The organism is Bacillota bacterium (assembly GCA_023511485.1).
Lineage (GTDB): Bacteria > Actinomycetota > Aquicultoria > Aquicultorales > Aquicultoraceae > CADDYS01.
This window is the reverse complement of the sequence record JAIMBH010000001.1, coordinates 101,567-116,367: the sequence shown is the minus strand read 5'-3', so window position 1 is coordinate 116,367 and position 14,801 is coordinate 101,567. Positions and strand designations below refer to the sequence as shown.

Here is a 14,801-nt window from a genome sequence, read left to right as displayed (position 1 = left end):
TTGGTATAAAATGTACACAAAATTGTGCACAAGGAAAGCGACATGAAGCTTCATAGGATAGGCGATAAGATCATCGATCGTGACCGGCTTGTAAATATAATCAGCGAGATTCTACATAGGCGAGCAGTCGGGGCGACCCAACAAGAAGTGGCTATAGCTCTTGGACTGGAGCGCTCGTTTGTTTCCCACCTTGAAGGCCTTGGCGAGGTAAGAAGGGGAAACCGGATTGCAGTAGTTGGCTTTCCGATTGCCAATAAGGAAGAACTTGAGAAAGTTGCACAGGAATTTGCGGTTGATTTTATTTACTTCTTAAGTGATACCGAGCGCAAAGAATACGTGCGAAGAAAAAGCGGAGCCCAGATCTTCAATGAGCTTCTCGCTCTGCTTGCGGGTCTTAAAGACTACGATGTTGTGGTGTTTCTGGCATCAGATAAGCGTATTGCAATGCTTGAGAAGATACTCGACCGTGAAGTGGTGGGGATTTCAATTGGAAGCTCACCCATAAGAAGAGACCGTAAAGTTGATCAACAGGCTCTACATGACGTACTTGCGGGCGTGACCGAGGGAAGAGAGCGGAACAGTGAAGACTATAGTAAGCGCAAGTTTAGGATCTTCAAAAAGAAATCATAAAGTTAATATCAGTCTGCTCGGTGAGGATTTTTGCATAGAGCGAATTGGAACCGATGGCGATTTATCCAGAGCCATGCAACTATTAAAAGACCTTGATGGCAAAGTCGATGCGATTGGGCTCGGTGGGATAGATCTTTACCTGTATGCTGATGGAAAGCGCTATGTTATAAGGGATGCACAGAGGCTAAGAAAGGTTGTCAAAAAAACGCCGGTTGTTGATGGCAGCGGTCTTAAAGACTCACTTGAGCGTGAGACGATACGATTCCTTGCTGAAGTAGAGGGACTTCCGTTATCGACTAAATCGGTACTAATGGTGAGTGCGGTCGATAGGTTTGGAATGGCTGAGGCTCTGCATGGGCTTGGCTGCAAGATTATATTTGGCGATCTTATCTTTGGGCTTAACATACCTATTCCAATCCGTACGATGGATAATTTTAAGATGCTTGCTAAAATAATCTTGCCGGTTGTTACTAAGATGCCGTTTAAAATACTTTACCCGACAGGCAGCAAGCAGGAAAATAACTCATCTGACAAATATGCGCGGTTTTACTACGAATCAGATATCATAGCGGGGGATTATCTTTTTATTCGCAAATACATGCCAAAAGACATGAGGGGCAAGTGGATACTTACCAACACCACAACCCAACAGGATGTTGATGATATGAAGGCACGGGGTGTGGAGCTCTTGATAACCACTACTCCTGTTTTCAACGGCCGTTCATTTGGCACGAACGTCCTTGAAGCTACCTTATTGGCACTTTTAGATAAAAAGTGGGAAGAAGTAAGTTCACAGGACTATCTGGAAATCCTAAAGAAGCTCGATTATAAACCGAGGATTGAAAGGCTTAATTAAGGAAGCTTTAGGCTGTCAGGTTTTAGCTATCAGCTTGGTCTGTTAAACCAGTAACCATTTTCCTTCTGATAGATGGCAGCTTAAAGTTTAAATGAAGGAGTTTACATGGAAACATTTGGATTTTTAGTCCACCCAATGAATATAGAACACGTGACTAAGAAATATAAAATAGCCAAGAAGGTCTCGCCAAGGGTGGTTGCCAGCGTTTTGAGAAGACGCAGACCCCTTATTTTCTCAGAGATCACCGGAGTTAGGTCTGTTACCGGAAAAGAGGCGATCGGATGGTTTATTGTTGTGCCGTTTCTTCCGCACCAATTTTATGATTTAGATCAGGATTATGTGATTGAGAAAATAGTGAAAGCCTGTGAAATGGGCAGGAAAGAGGGTGCGGGCATAATAGGGCTGGGAGCCTTTACCGCAATTCCGGGAGAGGGTGGCAGGTTGGTTGATGAGATGACCAGCGTGCCGGTCACAACAGGTAATACCTACACGGTTGTTCTTGCTATCGAGGGTACAATAGAGGCTGCAAGGAGGATGGACATAAACCTTGATTCTTCAACCCTGGCTATTGTTGGTGCTACTGGGTCTATTGGAAGTGCGGCTGCCGAGCTCCTAGCCGATCAATTTAAAGAAGTAATACTTATTGGTAGGAATCAGGGCAGGCTTGCAAGGCTGGGCGAACGCATATCGAACAAGAACAAGCAAGTGAAGATTTCAAGCTCTCTTTCCGCTATTCGACCTGCCGATGTAATTATAACGGTTACAGGTGCGGTCGATGCGGTCATTAACCCCAATGATATTAAGCCCGGTGCGGTCATCTGCGACGTTGCACGTCCTCGTGACGTAGCGGAGGCTGTTACAAAGATGAGGAAAGATGTTCTAGTTATTGATGGGGGTCTTACAAAAATTCCTGGGAATGTAGACCTTTATGATGTTCTTGGCCTGCCTAAAGGGCTTGGGCTGGGCTGCATTGCGGAAACGATGCTGCTGGCTCTTGAGGGAAAATATGAAAGCTATACCATTGGCAAGGATATATCAATAAAAAAAGTAAACGAGATGTCTGAGATGGCTAAAAAGCATGGCTTTAAGCTGGCGGCTCTAAGAAGCTTCGATAAAAAGCTTTCTGATGCCCATATAAATAAGGTGCGGGAAAACGCAAAGCTCAAAGCTGTTGCCGGACGGTAAAAGGACGGCAAAATACTGTTGCAGTGCTACGCAGGCTGGGTTTTATCATACCGGTAAGCAAGTAACAAATTTTGCTTATAAATTGGCCGAAATCGGCCGATAATATTCTAAAGATTTTAGAGTTAAAGCTTTTTCTTACTTCTAAATCTGTACTGTTCGTGGTATATCTGCACTACAAGCCTTAATTATAATCCAGCTACAAATTATTTTTGGGTAAACATTTGTCCAAAAATAAAAAGGGCGGAATTTTTTGACAAGTAAGGAGCATTTTTTTATAATACGTAGCTAGTTTCACGTGAAGCCAGCACTACTAAAAAGTGCTCTTACGTGTAAAGGAGCGAAAGGTCTTGCCAGAAAAAGAGATTATTCTTACGCGTGATGGTCATAATAAGCTGCTTGAGGAGCTGCGCTATTTAGAAACAATCCGCCGCAAGGAGGTGGCGCAGCGGATTAAAGAATCTATTGAGTTTGGGGATTTAAGCGAGAACTCAGAGTACGATGATGCAAAGAATGAGCAGGCTTTTGTTGAAGGCAGGATTGCTCAAATTAATGACATGCTCTCGATGGCTAAGATTATCGAGGATAACGGCAGCAGCAAAACCCGCAATGTTGCCATAGGCTCTTTTGTTCTCCTACTTGATATTGAGTCCAATGAAGAGGAAGAGTATCAAATCGTGGGCTCATTTGAAGCCGACCCAACGAATCATAAAATTTCTAACGAATCACCGGTAGGTCGTGCTATAATGGGCAAGAAGGCAGGCGATACCGTCCAGGTTCGCGTGCCTGAGGGTTTCCTAGAGTATAAAATACTAAAAGTTAGCAAGAATCCTATTAGCAAGAAGGTCGCAACCAAAAGATAATGGGAAAAGAGCCCGAGCTCCAGGCTACTGAAAATATTAGTGAAGTAATGAAGATAAGGCGCCAGAAGCTAGAAAAAATCAAAGCTTCTGGCGAAAATCCATTTAAATCTAAATTCAACCGCACAAACCTCATCGAGGATATCATCCACAAATTTGGCTCAATTGAGGCAGGAGAGCAGACTGGTGAGTCGACGACTGTTGCAGGTCGTATTATGGCCATTCGCAGGCACGGTAAAGCCAGTTTTATGGTGATAAAGGATCGCACGGCAAGCATCCAGCTTTTTCTATCGCTAAACACGCTTGGTGAAGAAGGGTACCGTAATTTTCTTGAGTATGATATCGGAGATATTATCGGTGTAACCGGCAAGATATTCAAAACCAGGCGGGGCGAGCTTTCGATAAGTGTAGAATCCTATACATTGCTTACAAAGTCTTTGCGGCCGCTTCCTGAAAAATGGCATGGTTTAAAGGATGTAGAGACCAGGTTTCGCCAGCGCTATGTTGATTTCATTATAAATCCCCAGGCCAGGCAGACTTTGCTTACACGAAATAAGGTAGTTAAGGCCATACGGGAATGGCTTGATAACCGTGGCTTCATTGAAGTAGAGACCCCTATGCTTCAGCCAATTGCTGGTGGTGCCGCGGCGCGGCCATTTATAACTCACCATGAAGCGCTCGATATTGACCTCTATATGCGCATAGCCCCGGAACTATATCTAAAGCGGCTAATAGTGGGCGATATGGAGCGCGTCTATGAGCTAAATAGGAACTTCAGGAATGAGGGTCTCTCGGTCAGGCATAATCCCGAATTCACAATGCTTGAGGTATACCAGGCTTACGCTGATTACGCAGATATGATGAATTTGTGCGAGTCGCTTATCAAATATGCCGCCGAGCAGGCTGTTGGCACGCTAAAACTTATGTACCAGGATCAACCTGTCGATCTCTCCGGAGAGTGGCAGCGTCTGACAATGGTCGAATCGATAGAGAAATACGGAAGGCTTAAGGTTTCGTTAAATCAAAGCCTTGATGAGCTGCGAAAAATCGCCAGGGACCACGGTATAGAGCCCGAAGAACACTGGGGACAGGGCAAAATAATTAATGAGCTTTTTGAAAAACTTGTTGAAGGAAAGCTGTGGCAGCCTACTTTTATTACCGATTACCCTACAGAGATTAGTCCGCTCGCCAAGAAAAAGCTCGATAATCCGGATGTGACTGAGCGGTTTGAACTGATTATAATAGGGCTTGAGATCGGGACGGCTTTTTCCGAGCTGACCGATCCAATCGACCAGCGTGCGCGATTTGAGGCGCAGGTTAAGCTGCGTGAGTACGGTGATGAAGAGGCCCCAAGGCAGGTGGATGAGGACTATGTGCGGGCCCTAGAGTACGGTATGCCTCCAACAGGTGGGCTTGGCATAGGGATAGACCGGCTTGTCATGCTTCTAACTGATAATTATTCAATCCGCGAAGTTATAAGCTTTCCTCACATGCGGCCAGAATCCAAGGATTAGAAACCAGAAATCAGGAACCAGAGCAGGGATCAGAGATAAAAAGGCAAAGGCCGCTTTTTTGTCCCAACAAATCTTCAACCATTATTGTGCCCTTCTTAGCCTAATTTTTTGCTTCCGTTTCTGATTTCTGTTTTCTAATAAGGATTTAGGGCAATAATACCGATAATAAGGTTGATGGCTGGATTACCTGAAGATTACCGTTTCCCCAGGTAAGGTCCTGAGGCTCAGTTTTGCAATTGCTATACCCACAGAAGACGCTTTGGTTGTTTTCGCCGCAAGGCGCGGATAATGGTAAAATAGACTTAACTGTTTGCCTCCGAATAAATATGGGGATATTACAGTTAAGTAGCTGCGCAAATATTGTATTGAAGGTGCAATAAGGCTAAGCTAGAGTTAAGAGAAGGGAGAATAGCTGTGTTTGAGCGATTCACAGAACGGGCGCGCAGAGTGGTTGTCTTTGCACAAGAAGAAGCGCGCATGCTAAACCAAAACTATATAGGAACAGAGCACCTTCTCCTGGGCTTGATTAGGGAAGAAGAGGGAGTAGCAGCTAGGGCACTTCAGAGCTTAGGTATTAGCCTATATGATGTTCGTGCGCAGGTTGAGGAGATAATTGGCCGGGGTACGTCGGCTCCGGTTGGCCATATTCCATTCACCCCAAGGGCGAAAAAAGTACTGGAGCTCTCATTGCGCGAGGCTCTTCAGCTTGGTCACAATTATATCGGCACCGAGCATATACTTTTAGGCCTCATTAGAGAAGGCGAGGGAGTGGCCGCCAGAGTTCTATATAATCTCGGTGCAGACCTCGATCGTGTGAGAAATCAGGTAATTCAGCTGCTGAGCGGCTATTACGGTAAAACTGGCAGTGAGCCGGGCACTTATGGACGGACTTACGGAGGGTCACTGCTCGATGAGTTTGGACGTAACCTCACACGGCTTGCCCACGAGAAAAAGCTAGATCCTGTCATTGGCCGCGAAAAGGAAATCGAGCGTGTTATGCAGATTCTATGCCGCAGGACAAAAAACAACCCTGTTCTTATTGGAGAGCCTGGGGTTGGCAAAACTGCGGTTGTCGAAGGCCTTGCTCAGAAGATAGCCAACAACGAGGTACCAGATCTTCTTAAAAATAAGGAGATCTACACCCTTGATCTTGGAGCGCTAGTTGCAGGATCAAAATACCGCGGCGAGTTTGAAGAGCGTCTTAAAAAGGTGATGAAGGAAATCCGCGAACGCGGAGACGTTATTCTCTTTGTTGATGAGATGCATAATCTGGTCGGCGCAGGCGCCGCAGAGGGTGCGATTGACGCTGCCAGCATTCTAAAGCCCGCTCTTGCAAGGGGCGAGCTGCAGACGATAGGTGCGACTACTCTGGATGAATATCGCAAGCATGTGGAGAAAGATGCTGCTCTAGAGCGGAGGTTCCAGCCGGTGAAAATAGGTGAACCTTCGGTCGAAGAGACTGTTGATATCCTTAAAGGTCTACGCGACCGCTATGAAGAGCACCATAAAGTAATGATTACCGACGATGCGTTAATAGCTGCGGCGCAGCTATCTGACCGCTATATTGCGGATAGATTCCTTCCGGATAAGGCTATTGACCTCATTGATGAGGCTTCATCTAAGGTACGGATGCAGAGGATGGTTATTCCTCCAGAGACCCTTCTGATCGAGGAGGATTTGCGCACACTGAGGCGCGAAAAGGAATCTGCAATAGCGGTTCAAGATTTTGAAAAAGCGGCAACCATTCGCGATAAAGAGCGCAATCTTGAGTTTGAGCTCAGCAAGAAGGATTCAACCTGGGAGGCGCTTGCTCAAATACCATCGGCAACAGTTACCGAGGAGCAAATAGCGGAAGTCGTTTCGACCTGGACGGGTATTCCGGTCTTCCGGTTAACCGAAGAGGAAACTGCAAAGCTTCTTAGGATGGAGGAGGAGCTTCATAAAAGAGTTATAAGCCAGGATGAGGCTATTAAAGCAGTTTCAAAGGCTATCAGGAGAACGAGAGCCGGTCTTAAAGACCCGAAGCGACCCAGTGGATCGTTTATCTTCCTCGGGCCTTCCGGTGTTGGCAAGACCGAGCTTGCTAAAGCGCTTGCTGAGTTCCTATTTGGCGATGAAGCTGCGCTTATCCAGCTGGATATGTCTGAATATATGGAGAAGCATACCGTCTCTAGGATGGTCGGCTCGCCCCCGGGCTATGTCGGCTATGACGAAGGTGGGCAGCTTACCGAGCAGGTGCGTAGACGCCCATACTCTGTAATATTGCTTGATGAGATTGAAAAGGCGCATCCAGACGTTTTTAATATCTTGCTGCAGATACTCGAGGATGGTCGCTTAACTGATGCGCAGGGGCGTACGGTTGATTTCAAGAATACCATTCTCATCATGACCTCAAACCTAGGTGCCCGCTATATCCAGAAGGGCACACCGCTTGGATTTGGAAAAGCCCAGGAAGGTCTTTCCTATGAGGATATGAAAAACAAGGTTATGAGCGAGATTAAGAAGACGTTCCGTCCCGAGTTCTTAAACCGTATAGATGACGTGATCGTCTTCCACGAGCTCACAAGAGACGACATCAAGAAGATTATAGATCTCTTGTTTGCAAGGGTTGCCAAGCAGCTCAGAGATCAGGCTATTGAAGTTGAACTCACCGACGAGGCTAAAGAAGTTCTCGTTAAGGAAGGGTATGAACCTGCGATGGGTGCAAGGCCGCTGCGCCGTGCTATTCAGCGGCTAGTTGAGGACCCACTGTCAGAGGGCTTGCTTGCGGGATTCTTTAAAGCAGGTGAAAAGATAGTCATCACTGAAAAGGAAGGCAAGATCGACTTTCGCAGGCTCGAGCCGGCGCAGATTGGCGGTTCGACTGGCGGTCGTGAAGCATAAATATGAGTAAAACAAAGTACATAGTCAGATGTCAGGTTTGCGGGTGCACCGCCCCGAAATGGATGGGGCGGTGTCCCGATTGTGGAGAATGGAATTCCATGGTCGAGGAACCTTTAGAGCCTGACATTTTGCTTTCTAAATCAAAATTAAGTGCCGCTGATGAGGCAAAGCCGATAACAAGTGTTGCCGTTGAGAATGAAACAAGGATTCCGACAGGCCTTTCTGAATTCGACCGTGTTCTTGGCGGAGGGGTAGTACCTGGCTCTCTTGTCTTGATAGGGGGTGAGCCGGGTATCGGAAAATCGACCTTGCTGCTTCAGGTGGCAAACCGGCTGGCGGGCAAGATAGGGCGCGTTCTAATCGTCTCCGGGGAGGAATCTGTGCGCCAGATATCTTTGCGCGCAGGCAGGCTGGGGACACTATCGGAAGATTTGTACCTACTATCCGAGGTTGATGTTACATTAATCGACCACCAAGTTAAAACTATTGATCCCTCAATCCTTATAATCGACTCTATCCAAACTATGTTTCACCCCGATATACCATCTGCCCCGGGCAGTGTGTCTCAGGTGCGTGAGTGCACACACTATCTAATGCGGATTGCAAAAAGCACGCACCTTCCAACTTTTATCGTTGGCCATGTTACTAAAGAAGGCTCGATTGCAGGTCCTAGGGTGCTCGAGCATATGGTAGACACCGTCCTTTACTTCGAAGGCGACAATTACCAGTCTTTCAGGATTGTGCGGGCGGTTAAGAACCGCTATGGCTCGACCAACGAGATTGGCATTTTTGAGATGACCGATGCCGGGCTAATCGAAGTAGCGAACCCATCTGAGCTCTTTTTAAACCAAAGACCGGAGGATTCATCCGGCTCGGTGGTAATAGCAACTATGGAGGGGACAAGGCCGCTTCTTGTTGAGCTGCAGGCCCTTGTAGCACCTTCATATCTATCCATGCCGCGGAGGATGGCTACGGGGCTTGATTACAACAGGCTTTCGCTTCTAGTTGCTGTCCTTGATAGGAGATTGGGGTTTCATTTAGGGCAGGAGGATATCTATGTAAATGCGGTAGGTGGTGTTAAAGTAAATGAACCCGCGGCAGACCTTGGAATCATTTTGGCCGTAGCATCTGCACATAAAGACGTTGCTATTCCAAAAAATCTAGTGGTCATTGGGGAAGTAGGCTTAGTCGGTGAAGTGAGGTTTGTAAGCCAGCTTGAACAGAGGCTAAAAGAAGTAGAAAAGCTGGGGTTTACCCATGCGATTATTCCCGATCAGGAGATTAGATCAAAGAGTAGATCAAAACTAGACCTTATCAAGGTTAGGGATGTTCAGCGGGCACTCAACTATATTGTTTAATGAGGTAATTCAATTGCTTCTTCCTGGAACCATTTTCTTATAAACCCTTAGGTAGTTTTCGCCGATGGATTTAATATCAAAAATTGGTTATCATAATCTATTGGGCTATAAGTTAAATCTTCCGTTAAACCGGAATAGTTTTTCAGCTTATGGAGTACGATAACTCTACATGTAACTAAAATCTAACTTTGTAGGGGTTTAAATGCAGTTCACTCGCCGTGAAGAAAAAGAATTGGTTAGGGCACTTGAGAAGGTTGCTCCTGGCACCGAACTCAGAGAAGGTCTGGAGCACATCTTAAGCGCGCGCACCGGGGCACTGATTGTTATAGGCGATTACGAAGAAGTACAGTCTCTGTGCAACGGTGGCTTTGAACTTTCGGTTGAGTTTACCCCGCAGAGATTGTTTGAGCTTGCCAAGATGGATGGCGCAATAATTATGGATGATGCAATAAGCCGCATTCTGCGCGCCAATGTTCACTTAGTCCCAGACCCCACGCTTCCGACAAGCGAGACCGGTATGCGGCACCGTACTGCAGAGAGGGTTGCAAGGCAGACTAAGGCACTTGTAATCTCAATATCTCAGAGAAGGGATATTATCTCTCTTTATCTAGACGGTATTAAATACGCCCTTCAAGATATCAGGGTGCTTCTTGCTAAAGCAAACCAGGCTCTACAAACCCTTGAGAAGTATAAGATACGTTTAGACGAGGTCCTTGCCAACTTAAGCGCGCTTGAGTTTGAGGATTTGGCAACGCTTCTTGACGTGGTAACAGTTCTTCAGCGATCTGAGATGGTAAGGCGGGTATCTCGCGAGGTTGAGAGGTACATAAGCGAGCTTGGGACCGAAGGGCGCCTTATTAGATTGCAGCTTGATGAGTTAGTCGGTACCGCTGATGAGCAATCGGTGATGATTATCAAAGACTACGCCGTTGATCCAAAGAAGGTAAATGAGATTAGCGAGGCTTTAGCAGACCTGACACCGGAAGAACTACTTGATTTAAACGAGATAGCCAAGATTCTTGGCTACGAAGAAGTAGTAGACCTTCTTGAGCAGCCTGTTCACTCTAGAGGATACCGTTTACTCAGCAAGATACCGAGGCTTTATAACGATGTCATAGAAAAGATTGTTACCAAGTTCCATAATTTACAGTCGATTATGAATGCAAGTATTGAGGAACTAGACTCGGTTGAAGGTGTTGGACCGATCCGCGCCAAGGCGATAAAAGATGGCCTGCAGAGGCTGAAAGAGTACAATATACTTGAGAGGTACATTTAAATACATCCCTAATGCTTCCAGCCTGCCGTTTTTCTTGCAGATAATACTATTCACGTCTAATCCAACGGTTGCCAAGTTAGGCAAGGTAGCTGACGATCTATTGGCTATGCAAAATAGCTATTTTACATGGTAAAATATACCAGCTATTTAAATCTGTCTAAATTCTTATTTTCTATACTCGTAGCTTATATTATAGAAACTGTGTTATTCTTTAAAATGCTAGTTGGTACAGGTAATAAGCAATGGATTGGAGGTGAAACAGTAAGCTGATCCACATGAGCTAAAATATAGGGGTGTTAGCAGTGTTACAATTAATACGTATTGTATTCATTGTAACCGGCGCCATTGGAGCCTACGAGCTGGCAAATGCCGGCTATGTACCGGACCTGTTCTCCAAATATGAAGTTTTTGCAATTATTCTATATGTTATTATCGGAGTCGGTATCGGTTACGTCTTAGGCGGAGTTATTGGCCGTCGGTTACTAACGACGCTGAATTGGGTGGAGAATCGGATACACAAGCTACCGATAGCCGATCTAATGCTCGCGCTTTTTGGATTGCTTATCGGATTTATCTTAGCCTGGTTGGTTTCGATACCATTCGGCTATCTTGAGATCAAAATTGTGCAATTCTTAGTGGCAATGTTTGCGTTCGTGGTACTGGGCTATCTTGGTGTAAGGATAGCCCTAAAGAAAAGGGACGATTTGCAAACATTTTTCCAATCAATACCAATCCCAAGGACGCATGAAACTAAAGCCGGTAAACTTGACCTGGGAAAAGCAAAGTTGCTAGATACCAGCGTTATTATCGATGGGCGTATTGCCGATGTGGCAAAGACCGGGTTTATCGAGGGAAGCCTCACAATACCGAGATTTGTGCTAAGGGAACTTCAGATGATAGCGGATTCGGAAGATTCGCTTAAGCGAAACAGGGGACGAAGGGGGCTTGATATACTTAAAAGCCTCCAGAACGAGCCGAGGCTGCATCTTGAGATTCTGGAGAGAGATTATCCAGATCTTGCGGATGTCGACGCGAAGCTTGTTCGGCTTGCAGCCGAAACAAAATCCTCGATATTGACCAATGATTATAACCTGAATAAAGTGGCTGAACTCCAGGGGGTTCAAGTTTTAAACCTAAATGAGCTGGCAAATTCACTAAAACCGGTTGTATTACCGGGAGAGGAGATGTTTGTCGGTCTTATTCGAGAGGGCAAGGAATCTGGACAGGGCGTGGGTTATCTCGACGACGGCACGATGGTAGTTGTCGATGGCGGGAGGATCCACGTTGGCGAAGAAGTTGAGATTTTGGTGACCAGCGTACTTCAAACGCCGGCCGGCCGGATGATTTTTGGCCGCATGAAAGATCAAGAGTACAGCAAGGGATAAAATTAGGCATGAACTTGGCTTTGATAGTTGCCGCCGGTAAAGGCAAACGTATGGGCAATAAGAGGGGCAAGCAGTTCTTGCCCCTCTTAGATAAACCTGTGCTGGCGCACACGCTTATATCCTTTGAGCAAGCCGTTTCGGTTGATGAGGTAATAGTAATAACAACCGAAGAGAATCTTGATAAGTGTCGCTCAGTTGTAGACAAATATAATGCATCTAAGGTATCCAAAGTGGTAGTTGGCGGAAAAGAGCGCCAGGACTCAGTTTATCAAGGTCTCGTAACTGCCGGAGACATTAAAGGTGTTGATGTGGTGATGGTACATGATGGGGCAAGGCCCCTTGTCGACCCCGATCTGATCAATCGCGTTGCAGGAGGCCTTGTCGATTGCGATGGTGCCATTGCCGGCATTCCTGCTAAAGACACCATAAAACTTGTTAAAGACGACTTTATCGTTGAGACGCTTGATAGGATGCAAACCTGGCAGATACAAACACCGCAGGCGTTTCATTTCGAAACGCTGTTGTGCGCGCATGAGAAGGCTAAAAGCGAGGGATTTTACGGGACCGATGACTCGGTTTTGGTGGAGAGGATTGGCGGTAGGGTAAAGGTAGTTTTGGGCTCAGAAGAGAATATTAAAATTACTACGCCGGCTGATTTAATAATTGCAGAAGCAATACTTAAGAGCAGGGTTTTGGCTCCTGGAATCGAAAATCGGCAAAAGGTTACTGGAAAGTGGAAAGAATGAGAATAGGAATAGGTTTTGACGTACATCGGTTTGCCGCAGGCCGCTCCCTAATACTTGGGGGAGTATCTATCCCATCGGATGTCGGTCTTGAAGGCCACTCTGATGCCGATGTGCTGACGCATGCAATAATCGATGCGATGTTAGGCGCAGTTGCCGCGGGCGACCTCGGGTATTATTTTCCCGACACCGATATGAAGTTTAAAGATATCTCCAGCCTTAAACTGTTGGAAGATACTGTTAGTATCTTGAAGGATAAAGGGTATCGCGTGTTTAATATCGACTCAATCGTAGTTCTTGAAAATCCCAAGATAGCTCCTTTTAGGCAGCAGATGAGGGAATCGGTTGCTGGTGTCTGCGGCATTGATATCTCAAGAATAAGTATTAAGGCAACAACGACAGAGGGTCTTGGCTATACGGGAAGAGGTGAGGGTGTAGCAGCCCAGGCTGTTGTTTTAGTCGAGGAGATATAAGGCTATCAGCTACCGGCTTCAAGATAAAGAAAAAAACCGGTAGCCTAAGCGCTGATAGCTAATAGTTTATTATATATAGTGAGATTATATATAGTGAGGCGGTTATTAGCTATTAGTTATTAGATCGATAAGCAGCAAAGTATTGGCTAGCGAGGGAATCATGGGTAAAGTACGCGTGCGTTTTGCACCAAGTCCAACCGGGCATTTGCACATTGGGACGGCTCGGACTGCTCTTTTAAATTGGCTTTATGCCAGAAAGGAGCAGGGTACGTTTATCGTTAGAATCGAAGATACCGATCGAAGCCGCTCAACGATCGAATTTGAGGGCTCTATCTTAGAAGACCTGGCCTGGATGGGCCTTAACTGGGATGAAGGCCCAGACGTTGGCGGCAATTTTGGTCCTTATAGACAGAGCGAGAGGTTTGATTTGTATCAAATGCGGGTCAACGAGCTTCTGCACTCTGGCCAGGCTTACCGCTGTTACTGCACCCCAGAGGAGTTGGAGGAGAGAAGAAAGAAAAGGCTTGCTATGGGCCTTATGCCAATATACGAGGGAACCTGCCGCAATTTGACTGCGGAGCAGGAATCTGAGTGCATCGCGCAGGGTAGAAAGCCGGCTATACGTTTTCGCGTGCCCGATGAAAAAATTATCGTTCAGGACCTGGTTCGGGGTGAGATTGAGTTTTCAAGCAGCGTTATTGGTGACTTTATTATTCTACGCTCCGATGGCACACCGTCATTTCATTTAGCGGTCGTAGTTGATGACGGCGAGATGGGGATCACCCATGTCATAAGGGGCGAGGATCATATAACCAACACAGCAAGGCACGTCCCTTTATTTAAAGCGCTTGGCTATACTGTCCCAAAATTTGCCCACAACGCCATGATCCTTGGTCCCGATGGAGGAAAACTCAGCAAGCGTCATGGCGCAACAGCTGTTAGCGATTATCGATCAAAAGGATATCTTCCTGAGGCAATAAACAACTACCTTGCACTTCTTAGCTGGGCACCTGAGGATACGCGCGAGGTGTTTTTGCTTGACGAGCTTGCACGGGCTTTTGCAATCGAGCGGATATCTAAAAGCCCGGCAATATTTGATATTGATAAACTTAACTGGCTAAACGGCCAGCATATAAGGTTGGCAGATCTAGAAAGACTCACCAACCTCTGCGTTCCATATCTAAGGGATGCGGGGTTGGTACCAGATGGTGAGCTATCCCGGGACGAGTTTGAACACTTGATGAAGATAGTAGAGGCGGTGCGCGGAAATCTCGTTGTGCTGTCTGAGATACCGGCATATGCTAAAATATTCTTAAGCGAATTTAAGATAGAGCCCGAAGCCGCCGAGTGGCTTAAAAAACCTCAGGCCTCCGAAGTTCTTGCCGTACTTCTCGACCAGCTGAAAAGCCAAGAACAATTGGATTTTGAAAGCGGCCGCGCGCTGGTAAATGGATTGCGCGAGGCATTTAAGCCGCGTGGCATAGCCGGAAAGGACCTTTTTATGCCAATCCGCGTTGCGCTTACAGGAAGTTTAAGAGGCCCGGAGCTGCCCTACGTCTTAAAAATCCTTGATAAGGACGAAGCAATAGCAAGAGTGGAGAAGGCGTTAAAAGAGGCTAGTTAATTGGTGGTGTACTAGAG

At 46.3% G+C, this 14,801-nt stretch carries 12 protein-coding genes; all 12 read left to right on the top strand.

Translation table 11 applies throughout. The features are described from left to right. Window positions 1-42: 42 nt before the first annotated feature. The 12 genes from K6T91_00540 (at window position 43) to gltX (ending at window position 14,784) form a co-directional block, all read left to right on the top strand. Window positions 43-630, top strand: coding sequence for a transcriptional regulator (locus K6T91_00540; GenBank protein ID MCL6471288.1), 588 nt, complete (start codon window positions 43-45; stop codon window positions 628-630). Next, on the top strand, window positions 581-1,486 hold the full coding sequence (locus K6T91_00535) for a quinate 5-dehydrogenase (protein MCL6471287.1): 906 nt from the start codon (window positions 581-583) through the stop codon (window positions 1,484-1,486). The genes K6T91_00540 and K6T91_00535 overlap by 50 nt, the downstream gene beginning before the upstream one ends. Before the next feature lie 105 nt (window positions 1,487-1,591). After that, entirely contained in the window at window positions 1,592-2,671 is a 1,080-nt protein-coding gene (locus tag K6T91_00530) for a shikimate dehydrogenase (protein ID MCL6471286.1), read from the top strand. 347 nt (window positions 2,672-3,018) lie between these two features. Beyond that, window positions 3,019-3,531, top strand: a complete 513-nt coding sequence (gene greA, locus K6T91_00525) for a transcription elongation factor GreA (protein ID MCL6471285.1) — start codon at window positions 3,019-3,021, stop codon at window positions 3,529-3,531. Next, window positions 3,531-5,042, top strand: a complete 1,512-nt coding sequence (gene lysS / locus K6T91_00520) for a lysine--tRNA ligase (GenBank protein MCL6471284.1) — start codon at window positions 3,531-3,533, stop codon at window positions 5,040-5,042. Before greA ends, lysS begins: the two co-directional genes overlap by 1 nt. Window positions 5,043-5,456: 414 nt before the next feature. Next, window positions 5,457-7,925, top strand: coding sequence for an ATP-dependent Clp protease ATP-binding subunit (locus K6T91_00515; GenBank protein MCL6471283.1), 2,469 nt, complete (start codon window positions 5,457-5,459; stop codon window positions 7,923-7,925). A 2-nt stretch (window positions 7,926-7,927) separates the two neighbouring features. Then, entirely contained in the window at window positions 7,928-9,283 is a 1,356-nt protein-coding gene (radA, locus tag K6T91_00510) for a DNA repair protein RadA (GenBank protein MCL6471282.1), read from the top strand. Between the two features lie 202 nt (window positions 9,284-9,485). Further along, the gene (gene disA / locus K6T91_00505; GenBank protein ID MCL6471281.1) at window positions 9,486-10,559 is read left to right on the top strand and encodes a DNA integrity scanning diadenylate cyclase DisA; all 1,074 of its coding nucleotides are present in this window, start codon (window positions 9,486-9,488) and stop codon (window positions 10,557-10,559) included. A gap of 302 nt (window positions 10,560-10,861) precedes the next feature. Next, window positions 10,862-11,944 (top strand): PIN/TRAM domain-containing protein, encoded by a 1,083-nt coding sequence (locus K6T91_00500; protein MCL6471280.1) that lies wholly within the window; start codon window positions 10,862-10,864, stop codon window positions 11,942-11,944. Window positions 11,945-11,952: 8 nt separating this feature from the next. After that, window positions 11,953-12,690 carry a 2-C-methyl-D-erythritol 4-phosphate cytidylyltransferase gene (ispD, locus tag K6T91_00495; GenBank protein MCL6471279.1) on the top strand — a complete coding sequence of 246 codons (738 nt, stop codon included), beginning with the start codon at window positions 11,953-11,955 and terminating at the stop codon, window positions 12,688-12,690. Continuing rightward, window positions 12,687-13,160, top strand: a complete 474-nt coding sequence (gene ispF / locus K6T91_00490; protein MCL6471278.1) for a 2-C-methyl-D-erythritol 2,4-cyclodiphosphate synthase — start codon at window positions 12,687-12,689, stop codon at window positions 13,158-13,160. Before ispD ends, ispF begins: the two co-directional genes overlap by 4 nt. A 160-nt stretch (window positions 13,161-13,320) precedes the next feature. Then, on the top strand, window positions 13,321-14,784 hold the full coding sequence (gene gltX / locus K6T91_00485) for a glutamate--tRNA ligase (protein MCL6471277.1): 1,464 nt from the start codon (window positions 13,321-13,323) through the stop codon (window positions 14,782-14,784). Window positions 14,785-14,801 lie beyond the last annotated feature (17 nt).